Source organism: Sporosarcina sp. Marseille-Q4063 (genome assembly GCF_018309085.1).
Taxonomy (GTDB): domain Bacteria; phylum Bacillota; class Bacilli; order Bacillales_A; family Planococcaceae; genus Sporosarcina.
Window position 1 is genome coordinate 1,075,019 of the sequence record NZ_CP070502.1, and the last position, 21,447, is coordinate 1,096,465.

Annotated in this window: 18 protein-coding genes, 2 pseudogenes and 1 riboswitch; of the genes and pseudogenes, 4 read left to right on the forward strand and 16 right to left on the reverse strand. The window is 36.3% G+C overall.

All coding sequences use genetic code 11. The features are described from left to right. Window positions 1-97: 97 nt before the first annotated feature. The 6 genes from JSQ81_RS05515 to JSQ81_RS05535 all read right to left on the reverse strand — a co-directional run bounded on the left by JSQ81_RS05515 (window position 98) and on the right by JSQ81_RS05535 (window position 4,168). Entirely contained in the window at window positions 98-553 is a 456-nt protein-coding gene (locus JSQ81_RS05515) for a DUF4274 domain-containing protein (protein WP_212606714.1), read from the reverse strand. Window positions 554-672: 119 nt separating this feature from the next. Further along, a complete protein-coding gene (locus JSQ81_RS20110) occupies window positions 673-801 on the reverse strand; it encodes a bacteriocin immunity protein (RefSeq protein ID WP_256437739.1) in 129 nt (42 codons plus the stop codon). Window positions 802-1,309: 508 nt separating this feature from the next. Further along, window positions 1,310-1,753 carry an SMI1/KNR4 family protein gene (locus tag JSQ81_RS05520; protein WP_212606715.1) on the reverse strand — a complete coding sequence of 148 codons (444 nt, stop codon included), beginning with the start codon at window positions 1,751-1,753 and terminating at the stop codon, window positions 1,310-1,312. Between the two features lie 21 nt (window positions 1,754-1,774). Next, window positions 1,775-3,463, reverse strand: a complete 1,689-nt coding sequence (locus JSQ81_RS05525) for a T7SS effector LXG polymorphic toxin (RefSeq protein ID WP_212606716.1) — start codon at window positions 3,461-3,463, stop codon at window positions 1,775-1,777. A 1-nt stretch (window position 3,464) separates the two neighbouring features. Next, window positions 3,465-3,749, reverse strand: a complete 285-nt coding sequence (locus JSQ81_RS05530; protein WP_212606717.1) for a YwqI/YxiC family protein — start codon at window positions 3,747-3,749, stop codon at window positions 3,465-3,467. After that, window positions 3,746-4,168, reverse strand: a complete 423-nt coding sequence (locus tag JSQ81_RS05535; RefSeq protein WP_212606718.1) for a YwqH-like family protein — start codon at window positions 4,166-4,168, stop codon at window positions 3,746-3,748. Before JSQ81_RS05535 ends, JSQ81_RS05530 begins: the two co-directional genes overlap by 4 nt. Before the next feature lie 456 nt (window positions 4,169-4,624). Next, a riboswitch (SAM riboswitch) is annotated at window positions 4,625-4,736 on the forward strand. 121 nt (window positions 4,737-4,857) lie between these two features. Between JSQ81_RS05535 and acsA the strand changes: the two genes are divergently transcribed. Continuing rightward, window positions 4,858-6,561, forward strand: a complete 1,704-nt coding sequence (gene acsA, locus JSQ81_RS05540; protein WP_212606719.1) for an acetate--CoA ligase — start codon at window positions 4,858-4,860, stop codon at window positions 6,559-6,561. A 61-nt stretch (window positions 6,562-6,622) separates the two neighbouring features. Further along, on the forward strand, window positions 6,623-7,300 hold the full coding sequence (locus JSQ81_RS05545; protein ID WP_212606720.1) for a carboxymuconolactone decarboxylase family protein: 678 nt from the start codon (window positions 6,623-6,625) through the stop codon (window positions 7,298-7,300). A 406-nt stretch (window positions 7,301-7,706) separates the two neighbouring features. On the opposite strand, the gene JSQ81_RS05550 is transcribed toward JSQ81_RS05545, so the two are convergent. Continuing rightward, window positions 7,707-8,249, reverse strand: a complete 543-nt coding sequence (locus tag JSQ81_RS05550; RefSeq protein WP_249336644.1) for an MFS transporter — start codon at window positions 8,247-8,249, stop codon at window positions 7,707-7,709. Window positions 8,250-8,323: 74 nt separating this feature from the next. Between JSQ81_RS05550 and JSQ81_RS05555 the strand changes: the two are divergent. Next, window positions 8,324-8,803: pseudogene (locus JSQ81_RS05555) on the forward strand (MFS transporter); the annotation flags it as partial. Between the two features lie 265 nt (window positions 8,804-9,068). On the opposite strand, the gene JSQ81_RS05560 reads toward JSQ81_RS05555, so the two are convergent. Next, window positions 9,069-10,043 carry a DUF2268 domain-containing putative Zn-dependent protease gene (locus JSQ81_RS05560; RefSeq protein WP_212606722.1) on the reverse strand — a complete coding sequence of 325 codons (975 nt, stop codon included), beginning with the start codon at window positions 10,041-10,043 and terminating at the stop codon, window positions 9,069-9,071. A gap of 321 nt (window positions 10,044-10,364) precedes the next feature. On the opposite strand from JSQ81_RS05560, the pseudogene JSQ81_RS05565 reads away from it, so the two are divergent. Next, window positions 10,365-10,568, forward strand: a pseudogene (locus JSQ81_RS05565) (carboxymuconolactone decarboxylase family protein); the annotation flags it as partial. A gap of 762 nt (window positions 10,569-11,330) precedes the next feature. On the opposite strand, the gene JSQ81_RS05570 reads toward JSQ81_RS05565, so the two are convergent. The 8 genes from JSQ81_RS05570 to JSQ81_RS05605 form a co-directional block, all read right to left on the reverse strand. Next, window positions 11,331-12,290, reverse strand: coding sequence for a nucleoside hydrolase (locus JSQ81_RS05570; protein WP_249336645.1), 960 nt, complete (start codon window positions 12,288-12,290; stop codon window positions 11,331-11,333). A gap of 7 nt (window positions 12,291-12,297) precedes the next feature. After that, on the reverse strand, window positions 12,298-13,197 hold the full coding sequence (locus JSQ81_RS05575; RefSeq protein ID WP_212606723.1) for a carbohydrate kinase family protein: 900 nt from the start codon (window positions 13,195-13,197) through the stop codon (window positions 12,298-12,300). A gap of 15 nt (window positions 13,198-13,212) precedes the next feature. Further along, entirely contained in the window at window positions 13,213-15,309 is a 2,097-nt protein-coding gene (locus tag JSQ81_RS05580; protein WP_212606724.1) for an ADP-ribosylglycohydrolase family protein, read from the reverse strand. A gap of 357 nt (window positions 15,310-15,666) precedes the next feature. Beyond that, entirely contained in the window at window positions 15,667-17,796 is a 2,130-nt protein-coding gene (locus tag JSQ81_RS05585; protein WP_212606725.1) for an ADP-ribosylglycohydrolase family protein, read from the reverse strand. Window positions 17,797-17,818: 22 nt separating this feature from the next. Then, window positions 17,819-18,661 (reverse strand): carbohydrate ABC transporter permease, encoded by an 843-nt coding sequence (locus JSQ81_RS05590; protein WP_212606726.1) that lies wholly within the window; start codon window positions 18,659-18,661, stop codon window positions 17,819-17,821. A gap of 17 nt (window positions 18,662-18,678) precedes the next feature. After that, window positions 18,679-19,542, reverse strand: coding sequence for a carbohydrate ABC transporter permease (locus JSQ81_RS05595; RefSeq protein WP_212606727.1), 864 nt, complete (start codon window positions 19,540-19,542; stop codon window positions 18,679-18,681). 131 nt (window positions 19,543-19,673) lie between these two features. Continuing rightward, complete coding sequence (locus JSQ81_RS05600) at window positions 19,674-21,017, reverse strand: ABC transporter substrate-binding protein (RefSeq protein WP_212606728.1); 1,344 nt, start codon at window positions 21,015-21,017, stop codon at window positions 19,674-19,676. Beyond that, window positions 21,014-21,442, reverse strand: coding sequence for a secondary thiamine-phosphate synthase enzyme YjbQ (locus JSQ81_RS05605; protein WP_212606729.1), 429 nt, complete (start codon window positions 21,440-21,442; stop codon window positions 21,014-21,016). Before JSQ81_RS05605 ends, JSQ81_RS05600 begins: the two co-directional genes overlap by 4 nt. Between the last annotated feature and the right edge of the window lie 5 nt (window positions 21,443-21,447).

Below are 21,447 nucleotides of genomic sequence, written 5' to 3' on the forward strand. Positions count from 1 at the left end.
CTAGCAACTGATTTAACATGTTTGCTCAGCGCTATTTTTATTATTTGATACTTCACAAAAAAAATTGAAAGGCGTTGCCAATCCTTTATGCTAAACACTATATTTTAGGGATATCCACTGCTTCGCCCGGGGATTGATCCATTAGAATGTCTGGAGTTTTCGGGTTACCTTTTTTCAACTTGAATTTTTGAATTTTCGTTAATTCGGGATTGTATGAAATACTTCGTGATGTAAATTCTGCATTTTTAAGTCTATTATAAAGGTTGCATAAAAAATCCTTCCATTCTTCTAATGAAGAAGCTAAAACTTCCTCTGGTGTTTCTAACATTCGATATCCATCTGCATCATGAAACAGTAATAATCCAGTTCCTAAATCACATTTCTCATTTTCAAGAAGCGCGTTTGGTATATCAAAGCCATTATTCCAATTATAATTTGCTGCAAAAAAATGGAGTATTAAAGGATTATCAATAGTACTTAATTCCCTGATTACATCGTCTTTTTCTGCTTGATAAAGCAACTCTTCAAGAATACGAATAGCTTTCTTATCCATGGCAACTCCCCCAATGCATTACTTATTTCAACCTAAGGCTTACCAATTCAATTTTCGTTTAAAAAACTTGAATGGCATTTAGCTATTCAAGGTTCCCTGCTTAAATCAATATAATAATTTTATTTCTCTGCTTTATACGCCAAGGCATTCTCGACGACTCTTTCTGGTGATAAATCTTCTTCAATCCAAAAAATTAAATCACTTGGAGCAGGATGTGGAACACTTTCTTCCAACACCTTTACTGGCATACATCGCATTCTGTGCTGTTGTTACGATTTTTCCACACCCGATTTAGTCGTTACCACACATGTCTTGGTAATCGTTCTAGCACCTTTTGTCAACCCAATGAGAACAGCTTTCTGCGTACCCATTGATCATACAGTACACGCAGCGTTGAGCTTTAAGTATAAACTTATTTTATCCGTTGTAACGTCGAGGCATCTGCTAGTTAACGCGGCAATGAAATCTTTCTCTAAGCATTTTATAGATGAAATGTATTCTTAGGAGGCACCACAACAAATGATGAATCAGCACATGAAATATTACAGTACAACACGTAAATGATTGATACTAAAAAAATGACATCGGTACAACACCGAAGTCATTTGATTGCAACCTAGACTGCAAAGTCGATTTTATTAAACTTTCCGATAACAACGGCCTGATTCATAGAGGACCAGTTTCCTTTATTGTTTACACTAGATTCTATGCAACGCCGATGGGTGGCTATAAATCATTCACCTTCGCAGATGAACTTTACTCAACTTCATACAAGCTATCAAGAAACTCATTAAAGTTATCGGACAGAAAAAATACATTAGTCATATGCCCATCTTCCTCAACATCATGCATCCATATATAGACTTTATTAACATATTTTCCGGATACTCCAATGCAAATCTGATTTCCCCCTGAGTCATCACCAATCGATAGCAATCCTTGTGGCAACTCACCATCTAGAGAATCAAACACATTTGATAAATCATCAAACTCAGAGACCGCATCAAGTCCATATAAAATATTTAATGCACTTTCCCCATGTTCATCAGAAATGCTGAAAACATTCGGATCTACATCCCCGCCATTATGTTCAAGCAGAAAAACTATATATTCTTCTGGTAAATTCACATTATACTTTTTTTCAAATGTTTTTATATTCGCGATGGACACCTTCTCATTATCGCTGTTTATTATTGTCATATTAAATCACCTTTCTTCACCTTATTTTTTACCATTAACAATCGATTGACCACCAATATGTCTAAAATCACGATGTATATCTTTTCTAACTAACATCATTGTCTTCCCGTCCTCATGATGATGCCAAGTATATCCTTTTGGCGGTTGGTTTAGTTTAGGAACTGGTGGAATTGAATTTTTATTTAAACCAGCAGCCTCATTAGCAGCTTTAAAGTCAGCTTGCGGATTTTTCGGTCTTGCAACTTTTATTATTACTGGTTTAATTATTGGATGCACATATGCCGAGAAGTCAGGATATCCATTTGGATAACTTACTGAATCTCCAGCCTTGTTAATATAAGTCCAAGTACCATTATCAGCAATAGAGATCTTTCCACCCTTTTTAACCCACTTTTCAGGTATTGGAGAATTCATCGGTTTAGTCTCTAATACTACTTTAGTGTAAGCTTCCAATTTTAATTCATTACCATAACCTGTACCCTTAGTTTCACTCACCTTCGCCATCGAAATCAATTGATCTCTTTTAACCGGTCCATTTATTACATTAAAGGGCAATCCCCCTGGTGTCGATACTTGCATATGTGGCCCATAAGGAAGTAGCTGCGCCAATCGCGGGGATTGCACTACATTCTGTGCTGTTGTTACACTTTTCTGCACAGCCGATTTAGTCGTTGCCACACCCGCCTTAGTAATCGTTCCAGCACCTTTTGTCCCCACAACAGCTGTTACAGTTGTACCAAGCGCATAGGCAACCCAACGCGAACGGCTTTCTGCATCGCCATTAATCATATCTCGTTCATACGAATCGACTATCGCTTTTTCAATATACTTATAAGTCTCGACAGGATGGGTAACGGAATGATATAACGATTCTACAGTTCCTATTGGATCTGTTACGGTATCATAAAGTCCGACAGCAGTATCTTTTACTACATCGAAAAGACCTATGCCGGCTCCTTTTATAGAATTCCCCGTAGCTTTTAAACCTTTCACGAAGAAATTATCTTCTTTTACCTCTTCAGCAGCTACAGGCTGCTCCCCGTTAATGCTTTTCAAGATAGTAGGTAGAGTCGGCAAGTAGAATATAGACGGAAGGCCAAATGAGTTCAGTTCCTGACCGCCTTGATTAAACGTGCGTGTCATTTCACTTGTATATTGCTTCATCACATCTAATTTTCCTTTTACTTCAGCCAAGTTTTTTATTTGCGTGTGATCCAGCTCATGCAGCTGATCAACAATTTGTCTTGTCTGTTGCCTGCCTTTGTGAACAACAAAACTCAGTTCGCTCATATCCAGACGCGGTAGTGACACTAAATCAGATATGCTGGCAATTTCACTGTTCGCCTGGCCGACCAAGTCATTAGCTATGTCTTCCGTACGGTCCAATCCCCGCTTGACATGATAATCAAGAAATTCCTGGCGAATCAGCCCATTTTCATCTGGCTCATATGACTTGATTGCTTGTTCAATATCTTGTAGTTTCTCAGCGTAGTCGGTTAATGATTGGTGAATGAAAATAAGAAAAGGTTCGTGAATTTGTTTGTAAAATGAACGAATGGCTTCACCCGTTTGTCCTTTTAAATATTGGTCTAACGCGATAATATCTCGAACACTTCTCTGGACGCTAGATAATTGGCTTTGTACCTTTTCTATTTCTTGAAGCGTTGCATGAATACCTTCTTTCAAACTTGCAACATCTAAAACTTTCACCTCACCCCTCCTTAAATATCGAATAGTTTGCTAGAGATTGATCCGTTTCTTTTATCTTTTCAATAGAGCTCTCTGTTTCATTCAAGTGTTGAGTTAATAGAGCTTGATATTCGTTAAGTAATAATGAATATGTGCGGTTTATTTCATTCACTTCTTTGAGAAATCCCAGTTGATTATCACCTTTTATTTCGGATGGAAAAGAAGCTTGAACTGAGTGAACCGATTCTTTTAATGAAGAAATCGCCTGATCAATCGGAATGGGCGTGATTTTTATTTCACTTGTCACGTTCTTGTCGACTCCTTTCTCCTTAACTCAATCAACGTATCCAGTCTTACTCGGTGCGTGTGCAGGCTTCCTTGCAAATCATTAATAGATAGACTGGCAGATGTAATCGCCTGTCTTAATTGAACAATAATGACATCTAATTGATCGTTAGAAAGTGAATAAAATCGATTTTGCACTTCATTTTGTCTGAAACGGTCAAAGTCTTTTGATAATGCGCCTCGCCACATATCCGGTGATAATTCAGGTTCTAAGCAACGTTTTTTATATTGATCAAATGCCATTTGATAGCTGATTAACTTTGATAGCGTTGATTTCAATCGCTCTGAATCGGCTTGGTTTTGATTCATTTGACGAGTAATTGAATCGATAGATAGTTGAACGTTTCCAATTCGTTTTGAAAGTAATGAGCCTGCTTCCAAAGCATCCACTCCTATACCATTTATATAGTAAATATTTCCTTCAAATCTTATTTCTTTAATCATACGTTATTTTATCGTTTTCATCGACTACTTCTACTAAATATATTTAGGTACTATTTAGGTACCTGTGCATGGTTGAATTATGACAATTCACGACTATGAATAAATAATCAAAGGAAGATCGACAAAGCTTTATTTAGTCAGTATCCCATTTTACTTTATGCAATTGTAGTGAATTAACTGAATTATGTCTTGCACAGGTACCTAAAATGAGTACCTATGTGAATGTCGTTTATCCATAAGTTTTTATAAAATTAATGATGTAAGGGCTTTCAAATGACTTTTTCGTGTGACTATTCTCCCGGATTTCAAGTATTATGTTGACAATTTATTCTTTTCTGTCTATGCTAATTCTCAATCAATTGAATTTACAAATTACTTTTATAACTGAATATACTCTTATTACGAGCGGCGGAGGGAATAGGCCCGATGAAGCCCGGCAACCAGCAGATGAATTATCTGAAAAGGTGCTACATCCTACAGGTTTTCTAAACCTGGAAAATAAGAGGAGGAATTTTTCGGCCCTCTTCTTATGAAGGGGGCTTTTCTTTGTTTTATTAATGATTAATAAGTGGATTTAAATCAATCTAAATCCGAGTATACAAATCAAATAAGGAGGTTGACTAAACATGGCAAACGAAGAAGTAATCTACCCATACGAGGGAAATTATAATATAACGGCTGATCTGCCTGTAAGAGAAGATTTCTCGTGGAAAACAATTGAGTCAAATTTCAGCTGGTTTGACACCGGAAAAGTGAATATGGCTTATGAATGCGTGGATCGCCATGTTGCAGATGGGTACGGAGACAAAGTCGCACTTCAATATTACGGTGAAGACGAAGAGTATGCATTAACGTATCGTGAATTGAAAGAGAAGTCGGATCTGTGGGCAACCGTTTTGAAAAAGCAAGGGGTTAAAAAAGGCGATTTTGTGTTTGTCTTTTTACCGAAGCATCCTGATTGCCATATCGCAATGCTGGCCGCAATTAAACTAGGCGCTGTCGTTGGCCCCCTTTTTGAAGCCTTTATGGAAGATGCGGTAAAAGAACGGATTGCTGATTGTGAAGGGACTTACTTAATCGCTTCGCCGGAATTAATACAGCGTGTGCCGCGCGAAGAATTACCATCATTAAAAACAGTTTGGATTACAGCGGAACCTGAACAATGCAAAGACGATGAGATTTCTTTATATGCAGAAGCGCGAGCGGTCGAAGCTAAAGAAGACATCATCGAATGGGTAGTTTTAGAAGATGGGCTTAATATTCACTATACAAGCGGTTCGACAGGTCGCCCGAAAGGCATCATCCACGCACATCGCGCAATGATCCAACAATACATTACAGGCAAATGGGTATTAGATTTAAAAGAAGACGATGTCTATTGGTGCACAGCCCACCCTGGTTGGGTGACGGGAACGGTATATGGCGTCTTCGCTCCCCTTCTAAACCGGGCGACGACTGTCATTCACGGCGGGCGATTCAACGCGGATGAATGGTACGCCGTTTTAGAAAAATCAGGTGTCACAGTTTGGTATAGCGCGCCCACCGCATTCAGAATGTTGATGGCAGAAGGAGATGATAAGTTACTAGATTATGATTTAACGAACATTCGCCACATTTTAAGCGTAGGCGAACCGTTAAATCCAGAAGTGATCCGTTGGGGAATTAAAACATTGTCCAATCGAATCCATGATACTTGGTGGATGACAGAGACAGGCGCGCAACTCATTGTTAACTTGCCATCGGAGAAAATAATCCCGGGATCGATGGGAAAACCTTTTCCCGGCATTGAAGCGGCAATCTTGGATGATGACGGTGAGGCGCTTCCATCTGGTGTTGTAGGACATTTAGCGCTGAAAGCAAATTGGCCCGCCATCATGCGCGAAGTATGGAAAGACCCTGCCAAATATTCGACGTATTTCCCATTTGAGAGCTGGTATGTGTCGGGTGATTTGGCTACGATTGACGACGATGGCTACATCTTCTTCCAAGGCAGGAGCGACGATATGATAAATTCTTCAGGGGAACGAATTGGTCCATTTGAAGTGGAAAGTAAACTGATCGAGCATCCAGCTGTCGCGGAAGTCGGCGTCATCGGAAAACCGGACGCGGTAAGAGGAGAAATCGTGAAAGCATTTGTTGTCCTGAGAAATGGCTACGTGGCAAGTGATGCACTCCTGCAAGAACTTCGTCAATTCGTTCGCGGCGGACTCGCAGCACATGCGGCGCCAAGAGAAATCGAATTTCTTGAAGAATTGCCTAAAACACCGATCAGCGGAAAGATTCTTCGTCGCGAATTAAAAGCGAGAGAACTGCAAAAAGTCGGGGTTTAATCTGTTATTCGGGATTAAGTTTTATCTAAATAAATTAAAAAACTATTAGGGGGAAATTATCATGACTAAAGAAGTATTAGTGGCTAGTAAAGAAGCGTTGTATCAAAAATCGTATTTTAACCGTATTGGAGAATTAAGTGAACTGGCGCCAGATGCTTTCAAAGCATTTGTTCAGTTTGACAAGCAGGCACTAGCGGCAGGAAAGCTATCGGTAAAGCTGAAAGAATTAATCGCCATCGCTGTTGCGCATACAACGGGTTGTCCTTATTGTATTGAAGTTCACGTGATAGCAGGAAAATCAGAAAATGTGAAAAAAGAAGAGTTGGCTGAAGCCATCCTAGTCGCCACTGCACTAAAAGCTGGATCTGCACTTGCACACGGCGTGAACGCATTGAATGCATTCGATGAAATCGATGAAGAGGAATTATATAAAGCATCTTATTTTAATAGATTAAAAGAATTTTCAGCACTCAATGGAGATGCATTCAAAGCGTTTGTCGATTTTGACGGACAATCATTGAAAGAAGGCGTGTTAACTGTGAAGGAGAAGGAATTAATCGCAGTTGCTGTCGCGCATACCACGGGATGCCCTTATTGTATTGACATTCATACGAAAGCTGCAAAGAAGGCCGGGGTTACTAAAGAAGAGCTGGCGGAATCCATTTTGGTTGCCACTGCATTAAAAGCGGGATCAGCTTTGGCACATAGTGTGAATGCGTTGAATGCGTATGATTCTTGAATAAGCGATTAATAAAGAAATAAATTTGAGCGAATTCTTTCCCAGCTACCACTTTGTAGGGCTGGAATGGCTCTCGAAATATCCCTCCCCCGCTACCATTTAGCAGGGCTGGGGTATTTTTTATCTTTTAAATATTACGGAACATAGGAAAGGTACCTGTGCAAGGTCCAATTATGAAAATTCAAGACTTTGGATAAAAATTCAAAAGGATACCGACAAAGTGTTGTATATTCAGTATCCCCTTCTTAACTTATACAATTGTAGTGAATTTACTGATTAGTGTCATGCACAGCTACCTCAAATTTGGTGTTTGCTTTTTTTTAAATCGTTGTCGTTATACGCTATTTTTAACCCAGAATTAATATAGGGCAAGTTAATTTCAATTGGGTGTTTGCTATCGCAATCATCAATAAATATCATCGTTTACCCACCTTTTCACTTTAATTGGATAGGAACCATTTTTTTCATGTCTACACTTTCTTTTTTTATACCTTAGGATGATAATTGAAGGAACTGCTAAGATTGCAAATCCAACTACAAGAGACATATTTGTAGAATAGAATTGAGGAATGGCTCCTGATAAAAATGATCCTAGCATTGCAAAAAGCCCACCAATTACATATGTCGAACTTCTTACTCGCGAGAGTGCATTATCTGGTGTTATCCCTTGATGAACGGCTGCTTGTACAATAAAGGCCATGGATAGGGCTCCATCAAAAATCATCATTCCGATACATGCCATCATTATGCTGCTGGTTAAGCAGATTAGTAGAACCCCACTTGCAGAAATAATTAAGAGGATACTTAATAATGGAACCCAACTGACACCTTCCAGATACCTCATAATGAGTACCCCAATAATATTACCAATTCCTGCAAACGATAATATTAATCCAGTTGAAACGGCTGACAATTCTAATGTAGTATTGGCATGAATAATAACTGTCAATACTATAAAGACTGTTGAAAAACTTAAAATGCAAATCAATGTACTGATGATTTGCTGTAGTAGAACTTGGTGGAAGTACAGCTTTATTCGGTCAAGCTTGGTTCTTGGCTGGTGGCAGTGAAATTGTGGTGTTTGCGCTAAGCTTCTGGTGGCTCCGAAAAGGGAAAGAATTGATGATTATCACAATCGCTACCACATTTTACTTCATTCGTTTTTTCCTATCGGCCTGGATGACTGATCCACATCTTTTAGCTTATTTGCAAATTATGCAGATGTTAACGTTCCCGATTTTTTATTCCGCAGCTATTCAGTACTTGTATCGAATTGTTCCGGTAGAGTGGCGGGCAACAGGTCAAACAGTGCTTGCACTATTGTTTTTTGGGGTGTCAGGAATTTTGGCGTCTTATATAGGTGGAGCAATCTATGGAACCTTTGGAGGCAAATTTCTGTATTTCTCTATTGCTAGCATGTCCTTTCTCGGTATATTATTTGGCCTGACTCTTTACAAGGTTTACAGCAAGAAACCAATTGACATTGAAAATGTTGAAGCTTAAAAAAGTGTCCGTGTGCAGCAATCTATTCAGAAATTGTGAAAAGTACCTGTGCAAGGTTGAATTGCGACAATTCTCAACTTTGGATAAAAATTTAGAGGGATATCGAAAAAGTGTGTTATACAGTCGGTATCCCCTTATCATATTATGAAATTGTGTTAAATTCACTTAGTTCCTTGAACAAGGTACCTAAAACACTATTAGTGATTATTGAAATCATAAATATACTTTATTTAAGTAAAAACTTTACTTAAGATAACATCACGATTCATTCCAATAAATTACTATAATCACTTTTCTTTACCAATTCCTTTGCATCCATTTTTGTCCACTCTGGTATTGGAGTATTAGGATTTTTGTTAATGAAACTTTCAGTAATTTTATAACCTATTTTGTAATCTGCCCACATGGGGATTGCTATGGTTGAATTATCATATAAAAAGTCATCGTAATCCTCGTAATTTGTTGAATCATGGATTTTATTTAATTTTTCTAAGATCGCAGTCTCTTCATTTTCTGATAATTGAACTGTCCAGGGAACGGTCATTGCGGGATATAAAGTCTTGGCAAAATTGTCCGCTTTGCCTTCAGTAATTATTCTATCTAATATTGTTGAAATACCTTGGGTTCCGTTATGTGACATATGAACGGTATGATTATATTCGTGGGCCACCGCATACTTTAACATTTCTTCTTCAAAAGATGGATCCAGCATAAGAATAACTTTATTACCAAAAAAGCTAGCCCCACTGACTCCTTTCATATTCATAATGGCAAACCAATCGTCTGGGATAATTGGAAATACATAAAACGTTGTATCTCCGCCCGGTAATATTTCAATTGATTCCACTATTGCCTCTTCTATCCAACGACTAATTTTTTTTGCATTTTCAAGTAATTCATTTGTATTTTCTTCTAATTGATTTAATTTGTTAGTTGGTTTCAAAAAGTCTTCTAAATTATAATAGTCTATAGAGGATTTATCCTGGAATGGCATTAGTACAGCTTTTGTAAATGTATCCTCATTATCAAGTGTAGGGTTTTCGCTCTTTAACTTTGTGTAGTTAAGCATTTCTTCAAAAAAGTAAATAATTTCAATTTCTTGTCCGTTATATGAAAAATTGTATGTGCTTTGAACAGAAACTTGATCAATTCCTCCTTTTATTTGTATCGTGTCATTAGAGCAAGCAAGGGTGAAAATTACCGATAGCAGAATAATTAACAACTTAATTATTTGTTTCATTTACTCTCTCCAATCGTTTATACTGTCTAATTTAATCCCATTTAAACTTTAAATATATTAAAATATATTTTTACTTTTAAATAATTAAATATTGGGTGATTTGAGACCCTTATTCTTCAAAATAAGTTTATCGCCATCTTTTAAAACAATATTACGAAAAACTTGGTATTAAGGCAACTCTATACCCAGATAAAGATGCATTAATTATCGAAATATGTTGGCAAGCAGCTTTTTCACATACATAAATTAAGAGAGATGCCAGGTTCTAAAACAATTCGAAATTGTTTTGGAACCTGGCACCCCAAATCTGGTTGTCCTTATAGTGTGAAGGAGAAAGAATTAATTGCAATTGCCGTTGCGCATACAACGGGATGCCCCTATTGCATTGACATTCATACGAAGGCTGCAAAAAAAGCCGGTGTAACTAAAGAAGAGCTGGCGGAGTCGATTTTGGTTGCCACTGCATTAAAAGCGGGATCGGCTTTGGCACATAGTGTGAATGCGTTGAATGCATATGATTCTTGACTAGTGATTGATAAGGGAAATAAATTGAGCAAATTCTTTCCTCGTTACCATTTTGTAAGGCTGGAACTCTTGAAATACCCCTTCCCCGTTAGCACTTTGCAGGGCTGGGGTATTTTTTAATCTTTTAAATTTGGCAGCTGTACTTGACGGAAAAGTATCCTGACAATAATTTTCGTCCGCCAATCTCCAGAGTGTATCATGCTTTAAAACTTTTATAGAAAATCGGTAGCTGACAAATGTATCCCAAAGAAGTGTCAGAACACCGACTTTATATGCAAGGATCAAGTTATGACCGTAAGCAGTTTGAAGCTATATCCATCTCCCGGACCGGATCGAGCACACTCCCGAGAAGAAGCCCTGTCAAAATGACACCAGCTCCGATTAGAGTGAACTTATGATGGACCCATTGCATTAGCGCCACAAGAAGTTTCTGGCGACTTGGCGCATCCAGCTTTTTCGCAACCGAAAACACTCCTCACCTTACAAACAAAGTTCCTCCAACCCAAGCAATGCCTTTCAGAATATGAATACCTACTACTTCTTCCCATAGTAAAATCCAGGAGATAAGCACGAATGATTAATTTTTATCAATGGCAGTCTTCTCTCAAATAGACATGTTTGTTTGAGCGGCTCGCATAAGGTTTGTCGGTTTATCGTGAATCCAAAGAACGTACCTGTGCGACAAACAATCATGATTGTTTGTCGCACAGGTACGTAAAATTTAGTTGTGACACTAGTATTTATTTTGGCGGGAAGTGATAATCAGCTCGGATCCAAAATTCTTTCTAACACTAAATCATTAAATCTTTTATAATCGGCTTCGGCAGCCACATTTATCTCAGGTAGTTTATTCCATGTATGATGGTGTCGGGTGTCCAGAATAGTCATACCTAGTGTAAGCTCTCCTTTTGTTTCAATACCCACTTTTCCTTTAATTGTAGTAATTAAGGTTTCATCAATTAATGCAGCTATTGCCATTGAATCAATCAGTACACAATATGATTCAAATCCTCTATTTTTCACAAAATTAATCATATTTAGCAGGAATTTTGCTTCCTTATTTTCGGATGAAGATAACGCGGCTAAATCATCTTCTGTGAAATTAACATCAAAATGAGTAGCTACATCGAGCCCGATTGCTGTCAATTCAATTCCCGAACTAAATACTATATCTGCTGCTTCAGGATCTACAAATACATTCCATTCACTTTGTGGATTATCACCTGTCGCATTTGCTGTCGAATATTTATTTAATCCATAGGCACCTGCAATAGCATAAATACCTTTTATCATATCTTTAATTTCCGGACATTTGATTAGGGCTAAAGCAATATTGGATAATGGACCTAATGCCAATAAATACAATTCATTAGGGTATTTCTTTACAGTTTCAATTATTAAATCAACCGCATGAATATCTTCCAGTTGCTTCGTAGGGACCGGAAGAAAAGCCTCTGCCTGTCCGTCACTTCCATGTGAAAATGGATCTGAAGCAAGATTACGAACTATAGGTTTTGCTAATCCTTTTGCAACTGGAATATCTGTTCTTCCAATTAACTCTAATGTTTTTAATGCATTTTCACTTGTCACATCAACATGATAATTACCTGATACTGTTGTGATAGCCTTGACATCTAACTCTTTACTTTTACATGCTAAAATCAGTGCTAAAGAATCATCCATTCCAGGGTCACAATCAATCAATACTTTTTTTATCGTCATTTAATTTTCACCTCATATTTTTTAATAATTCATTTGCATGTTTTCTTACTTCATAATCTAAATTAGCTGGTACACCCTCCTGTTGTATGCAAATAGATGCTGAGATACTCCCAATTATTCCAGCTTCATATGCAGAAAACCCCTCACATAAACCATATAAAACTCCAGCTGAGGAGCTATTTCCACCGCCAGTCGCATCAACTACATTTACCTGTTCTACAGATGATATATGGACATACTCATCTCCATAAATCATATATGCTCCGTTTGCACCATCACGCAAAAAGATAAAAGGGGTTGTCCATAAGAAAAGCTCAGAAATAATGTCACTAATATCATTCTTTATTAAAAGTGTTTTAGCTTCGGAAATATTAATTGAGAATATATCTATTTCTTCGGCAATGGTCTTTACATTATCAATTTGGCTGTGATTAGCAGAGTTTGCATTGATTTCCCACATTAACTTAAATCCAGTTGCCTTCCTAATTTCGAGAACTGCCTTCCAAAATTCCAAATCTGCTTCCTTAAAGATATAAATACCTTTCACTTCTGGGTGTGTTGCACGTTTAATTTCATCTATAGTAGCTTCCATTGTTCTATAGTGCTCATTCCCAAATATAGGTGTCTCTTTTCTTTCCCCACCTTCAAAATAATTCACTAGAGTCTTTGGTGTTTCCTCATGTTTTATAAATAAATGATCCGTTATAATCTGATTATCTTCAAACCATTTACCATGAAGACGGTTAAAATCTGACCCGACACCAGTTACTAGGATAACCTCATCAGTCCAAATTTTCACTCCAGCAAGAGCATAAATTCCCGCACCACCGAGGCTAACTGTTGGCTCTAGACTTCCATGTTGATATGTTTCATCCGTCACAGCTGTTGAAACAATTATATATTTCATAACTGAGCCTCCTGACTATTGTTTCTTAATAATGAATCCATCTGCAAGCATTGTACCTTCCTCAATTAGAAAGCCTGCTGAGCCTTCGGAATATAGATTTTTTTCATCTTCCACAAATAAAATCTCTTCTCCATCAATGTTTAAAGAAAGTTTATTACCACTGACAACAAACTTTACATGATATAAACAGTCCTCGTTATACAAAAATTTTCTATTCGCTAATACTCTTACATGATGGTCTTTTCTGGATATAATCGAAATTCTCTCCCCATCTTCGAAGACTATTGCGTAATATCTCCTATGACCATTGCTTCTAGCTACCAAACCCGCTTTTTTATGAAGACTGAACATCACGTCTGACTCTATTGAATAATCATCCCAATCACTAGAACCTGTTGTAGCAATGCCATTCTCTTCATGATGTGAAATACAAAATGTATATTTAAAATCTGCAGCAAAATGCTTTGCCGAACTTACCCAAGTCTGTAACCAGAAAGGATTAGTATCCCAAATTGAATTCATCAACATTCCTTTTTGATAAAACTCTTCCGGTGCTCCATTCCAATCAATTTCTTTTATAATAACTTCTTGATTAAAACGCTTATCTGTATAGAATTCATATCCTAATCTAAAGATTGGCATTCCCTTCGTGTCGGGTGTAGAACTAGAATAGATTGATTCACCTTTATCTAGTAGTTTAGAATGTCCATAAATAGTTTTTATCGTATTATCCAAATCATAATATAATATATACTGCCTTACACTAACTAGTTCTTCAGTCGGATTTATAAATGTTGTTTCAACTTTCTGTTTTGGATATATTGTTGGGCTAGCTAAGGTTGAATAACGTTTATCCAATTGATCAAAATTGATAAATGTTGGCGTTGAAACACGACCAGTAACCCCTCTAGCTAAACCTTTAAACGATATCAACAATCCATTTTGATTACTTATTTCATTACTATTTGATACACTAACAATATCTAGACTGCTTGCAATTTGTGGACAGGGCTCAAAGCCTTGAGTAGATCCATTAAAATCAAAAGAAAATTTTTTATGCTTTCGTTTATATTCTTTGCCCTGCAAACGATAACTCGCCTCAACAATTTTATATGTTTCTTTCACTGCGTCTGTAATTACAGATCCACCATCAGACGTTACTACATACAATAAATCAGCTACTGGTTTTCTAAAATCTACACCTTTGTTAATACCTTCTAATCCTAAACGAATACCGTTTAAAGCTCCCACATTTCCCGCATTAGAATCCGTATCCCATCCAGCTGAAGTTGCAATCATAATTGACTTCTGAAAGTCGTCCCCACCTAATATAAATGAAGCAATTACCATTAAATGATTCGGAACTATATGACAAGTTCCTGAAAATAAATCATACCCATATTTCGAATCTAAATAATCCCTAACCTTCCTCCAATCAGATTCCGTAGAACAGACATCTCTTACATCATTGATTGCATTTATTAAATAATCACTAGATAAATATTTCATTCCAGAATCCAATAATTTGTCAATATTCTTTTCGGAAAAAGCCATCGATTGAAGTGCTCCTAAAAAGCATGCAGCTTCCACAGCAAGGGCATCATGACTTACACTAGCTGATTCTTTAATTATTTTGACAGCTAAATCTGGATCATTTGGACATGACATAGCAATTGCATCCACGAAAATTTGAGCACCAATTTGCTCTGCTACTGATCTTCCATTAAGTTCAATTGATCCGCTTAAAGGTGCATTAATACCAGCTTTTAATCGTAAATATGCTGTATGCTCTGTTGACCGCCCCAAGCCTCCCCACCAAAGAATTGTTTTATCTTCAATAATGTAATTTAACCAAGTATCACCAAAATTTTTAGCTGTTAAATTTTGATAATCGTAATCTTTTAAGGCTTTAAAGAATCCAAATGTACCTGAAATATCATCATCGGCTATAACTAAAGGAACACCATATTTTTCATGTACATAATAATCTACCTCGTCAAAATCCTCTCTAATTTTTTCATAAGATAAACCTTCGACAGGTCTTCCGAGGTATACTCCAATAATTTTCCCCAATACTCCCGCATAAATATCTTCCGAATAATTTATAAGCATTAAATCGCTCCCTACTATACATTAATTTAAGCAATTTCATAATTCAAATGTCAATGTTGAATCCTGAAAACAGACCGACACTTTTCGCGGACCTATTTCAGCTAATTGAACAAAAAGAGTCTGATTTGTATAATTTCTGTGTTCTTTATAGATATTATATATATCTATAAAGAACACATTCGCTTTTAGTCATGAAATCCATTCTTCGTGATGGCCTTTTCTTTCGGGTCTTCAGCTTAAGCAATTTCCGCAAGCGTCATCTTCTTTCATTTCAATCAACAAAATTAGAATCCTATATTTACAAATTATTAAACAATTTTTCAAACAATCGTTTAGATATTTCGTTAGAATAACCAATCATGAAATTGACCCAATTGCTTCAACTTTAAACCCATTTGCCAATATCGCTCCAGAGTTCACAACAAACCCTGCCCCACCAGATCTATATTCATCATCTTTAGCAGTTACCATAACATCTCCGTTTATGCTAACTTCTAAAGTTTCTCCTTTCAAATAAAATATAACATCGTATCGTTTATCCAATTCCAAATTAAAATCAACTGTAGCTAACTCTATTAATTCCGCATCTCTTCTTTTGCAAATTTTCAATTTACTATTCGTAAATAATACTGAATAATATCTTCGATGTCCTTTTGAGCGAGCGACTAATCCAGCAGATTCCTGATTTGTAAATATCAACTGAGAAGAAACACTATAATCCTCCCAATCCGTTCCTCCAATAGTAGCAACTCCATTAGCAGTCGAATGAGAGATAGAGAAAGTTTCTGCAAAATCAGGATTAAAATTTTCTATTGAACTCATAAATGATTTAATCCATGTAGTATCCGTTGTCCAAGGCGTCATACTAGGCGTTAAATCTATTGCCTTTTTCATTTCAAATTTCCTCGGTTCATTTTTCCAATCAATACTTTTGATAACTACTCTTCCATCCAAACGTTTTTCACTCGTTAGTTCAATACCAAATCGATAGATAGAATGCCCTCCAGTATTAGGCAATTCCCACTCCAGAAAGTTTATACCTTTTGTAAGATTGAATTTTGGACTATAATACTTAATTAGTTTATCTCCCTTTCCATATACATCAATGAAAAGTTTTAAATTAGGTGATTGCACTTCAAGTGAATCTACCTCCAATTTTATAGTTTGCGTAGAATATAGACTCGGAGAGGCCAGTACTTCAAAATAACTTGTTCCCTCTTTCCCTTTTGACTCTAATTCAATAAAAGTATCTACCGAAACTGTAGCAAAATTCCCTTTAGATAAATGCTCGTATTCAATTACTAATCCATTGGAATCTTCTATTTCGTTTAAATTATATAATCTTGTATTTGCCTGTTCTTCCAATGTGTCTGTATATCTCATAAAACCTTGAACAGATCCTGGATATTCAAAGACGAATCTTTTCGATTCAGTAAAATCTTCTTCTCCCAAAAGTGCTGCCGCTGCTTTTACAATTTTTCTAGTTTCTATTACGGCATCTGTTATACAACTTCCACCATCTGCTGAAACGACATACATCCGATCACTGATTGCCTTTCTGAAATCTGGTCCCTGATCTATGCCTTCTAATCCTAAGCGGATACCGTTTAAACAACCTACATTTCCAGCATTACAGTCCGTATCCCACCCCGCTGAACACGCAATCATGATTGATTTTTGAAAATCATCCTCCCCCATTATTAATGCCATTAACACCACTAAATGGTTGGTTACCATTGGACAACTTCCAGGGTACTTATCATAGCCATGGTACTTAGATATCCATTCTCTGACATTCCGCCAATCATTTGTTTTTTGACATTGCTCGGTTAAATCATTTACAATTTCTGTTAAAAATGGATTATTAACTTGTTCTAATCCCTGGTCGATCAGTCTAAAGATATTCTTTTCTTCAAATGCGTTGGCTTCCATATTCGCAATAAAACAAGCAGCATCTATTGCAATCCCATCATGACTCACACTAGCAGCCTCTTTTGCTAGTTTCATGGCTAATTCAGGTTGATTAGGACAGGCTAGTGCCCAACCATCAATAAAAATTTGTGAACCTATTTGTTCTGAAATACTTTTTCCATTCAATTCACTAGATCCACTTTGAGGTGCATTAATACCATCCTTTAATCTTAAATATGCAGTATGCTCTGTAGAGCGTGAGAGGCCTCCCCACCATAAAACTGTCCGATTTTCTATAATATAATTTAACCATGTATCACCGATTTGGGCAGCTGTTAAGTCAACAGAAAAATTATTATCCTCTAAAGACCTAAAAAATACAAAGGTCCCAGAAATATCATCGTCTGGTACAATCAAGGGCACCTTAACTTTATTATGAACAAAGTAATTTACATCGTAAAATGAATCCCTAATCGCTTCATACGTCCATCCTTCAATTGGTCTTCCTAAATAAACACCAATTAACTTTCCAAGTACTCCTGCATAAATTTGATTTTGATATCTCTTGATTTTCATTTTCCACCTCTTTATTTATTATTTAACCTTTAACAGAACCACCAACTAAACCATCAATAAAATACTTTTGAACAATTAAAAAGAAGATAATTAAAGGCCCAATCATTATTACAGATGCAGCCATCATTAAACCTTGATTGGTATTATAAGTGTTATTTAAGGATAAGAAACCTAATGTAGCTGTAAAGTTCTCTTGTCCCTGCAAAAATGTAGATGTTACCAAAAATTCATTCCATGTCGCAATACCAACAATAATACTAACCGTTAATAAACCAGGACGAACTAGAGGTATCATAACTTTTGTAATAACTTGCATAGTTGTTGCGCCATCAATCTTTGCTGCTTCTTCAAGTTCAGTAGGAATATTCATAAAAAACGTTCTCATTAAAAATATCGCAAGTGGCATATTTACTGCCGATAAAATAACGCCTACGGCAAACACATTACCGATTAAATTCATTTTTGCTAAAACAAAATATAGTGGAAATAAAAATAATTGAATTGGAACTGTCATTGCTAACATAAAATAAAGCATGAAAAGTTTAGTTCCTTTAACTCTTTTACTTGATAATGCATACCCGGCTAGAGAAGCTGCAATTAATACAACAATAACTGTAGTGCCAGTTAAAAGAATACTATTCATAAAAGCAGGGCCAAAATTAGCTGCTTTCCAAGCATTAATATAATTTGAAAAATGCCATGTTCCCGGCCATGATAAAGGGTTTTTTACGATTGCCCTTTGATCTTTAAAACTATTTAATAGCACTAGAGACAATGGTATTAGGGCAGAAAGTGAAAATAGTATTAATACTAGATGTGGTAAATAAGCATTTTTTTTCTTTCTTCGCTCATAAACTTCACTCATAGGAAATGCTCCTCTCCTCAATTCTTTAATTCATTTTTGTTTAACCAAATATACAAACTAGAGGCTAATAATCCTAATAGGCTCATAAACAATGCTACGGAGGCAGCTTTACCAACTTGAAATGCTGAAAATGCAAAAGTATAAGCATAAGTACTTAGCATTTCCGTCGCGTGAGCTGGACCACCACCCGTTAATAAGTAAACATAATCGAAAGTTAAAAATGAAAAGATAATGATCATGACAAGCATAATACTAAACGTTGGTTTGATTGACGGAAAATAAACATATCTGAATAGCTGCCATCCATTACACCCTTCTAATTCAGCTGCCTCTATTTGGTCTGATGGCGTTTGTCTCAATGCTGCTAAATAAACAACAGTAAGGAAACCCCAATAATGCCAAATATCAACCGAAGCTACTGCATATAAAGCTGTATCTACCGAGGATAAAGGAGATGTAATTGGTAACCCCAATGTATTATTTAAATAGCCAACAACACCTGATACTGGATTAAATATTATATTTGACCACAGCATCGTATTTGTAGCAGGAGCTAAAACATAGGGAAATAAAAAGATTAGTTGGTATGCACTCCTGCTATTTTTTCTTTTTAATAACAACATCGCCGTTAACAAACCTATCACAACCGGTACCGTGATAAACATGATAGTCCATTGGACGTTATTATAAACGGATTTCCAAAAAACTCTATCTTCAAATATTTCATGAAAGTTTTGTAGACCTATAAAACTTGGACTAAGAGATACACCATTCCAATCTGTAAACGATACAAATACAGTTAGTATCCCTGGTATCAAGACAACTAGCAAACTAATTAACAGAGCTGGAGCTAGTAAGATATAATTAAACGTTTTCCCCATCAAAACCCTCCTTCTCTTAAAGCCTTATTAGAAATGCATACGAATTTTTAATAAGGCTATTCAATACATTCCTTTCCGAAGAGTACTAACGTAATATTCCAAAAAAGTAAATAAAATTCATTCTTTTAAAATCACTTAGCGGGCATTGGAATAGGTGGAATTAATCCTTTTTCCATATCTTTTTCAAATTCATTTTGGACCTTATCCATTAACTTTTGGCTTGTTGTTTCTTCTAGCCACACAGAGTCAATATCTATAAATACTTGTTGAGCTGATGGAGGTAAGAATACACCTGTATAGTATCCGAAATTACCGTTGTTAACTCCATCAATCATGTCATAAATACTTTCTGCATAAAGTTTGGAGAGAACAGGCATATTTTCCACATCAACTTGAAAGTCTTTTAAAGGAACTCCCCAATAACCAGGCCATGATTTTGTCATTTCATTCATGAATTCATTTGTCATCATCATATCTAATATTTCAGCAGCAGCATCTTTATGTTTTGAATTTGCATTAATCGATAAAGTTGCAGTAACTCCAAGTGTATAATCAGGTTGATCAATTGATCCTCCTACTGTCGGAAATGGCATAAAGGCTAAATTTTCTTGAATATCCTCCGTAAAGGAATTAGACACAAATTGAAATACAAGTGTTGGACCAAAAAAGAATGGTGACCTCTCATCTGCTAATAACTGTATAGACTCGTTAAACGCAAGATTCATATAATCATCACCAGCTAAATACCCCTTTTTATACCATTCTGCGGACTTATCGATAGCGCTTACAATTTCTGGATCTGTCCACTTTTTACTCCCTGTTAACGCATCATATACAGTGTTTTTTCCAGCGAAATGAGTGAGGAATATTGACGAGTAGTTTTCATTAACTGGCTTCCAGCCTTTATTACCTGTTACAGAAGCATATAAGCCCTTTGTTATTGCTTCATCCATAATTTTCTCTAAATCCTCTACAGTTTTTGGGATTTCCCAGTTATTATCTTTGAGCACCTTTTTATTATAAAAAATTCCTTCTGTATTTAAAGAGTTTGCCAAGCTATATAATTCATTATTGACTTTTCCCATTTCATAAACAGAATCAATAATCCGTTCCTCCCATCCATATTTTTCAGCATAGGCATCTAGTGGTTCTAATTTATTTGAATCAGCAAATGGCATAACAAATGATGGGCCGGAACCATAGACAATATCAGGACCCTGACCCGCTGACAACGCTACCGAAATATCTTTATCTACTGAATTTCTAAATTCAACTACTAACTCATATTGATCTTGGGATTGATTATATTTATTAACTAAGACCTCTCTCATAGTCTCTTGATGTTCCGGTGGAGCACCCCAAAACCAAAATGTAATTTCTTCTTTGCTATTCAATCCTTTATTATCATCTGTAGAACAGGCTGTAATCATGAGAATCACTAGCAATCCAATAAATAACATCCATTTTCTTTTCATTCCGTTTCCCCCTCATTTTGTTCATCAGCTTGAATTTTAACAAAGTACTCCCTATTCCTCGGTCCATCAAATTCTAAAAAGTATATTCCTTGTGAGTGACCTACTAGTAATTCGCCATTATCAATTATCAAATTCATCGTTACACCAATAAATGAAGATTTTATATGTCCTGCCGCATCCTGTGGTGTATCATGTTGATGCTTAAAATCAATTCTTGTTGGGATTATTCTGCAAATTTCATCTTGTAGATCTTCCAAACCTTTTGGATCCCAAAAGGATGTAATGGTTAATCCTGCTGTTGTATGGGGTATAAAAATTGTGCATGTCCCACTTTTCACACCACTTTCCTTAACAAATTCAAATATTTCTTCATTTAAGATAACAATATCTCTTTCTCGAGTTTTCAACTTGAAATTTCCCAGCATATTTA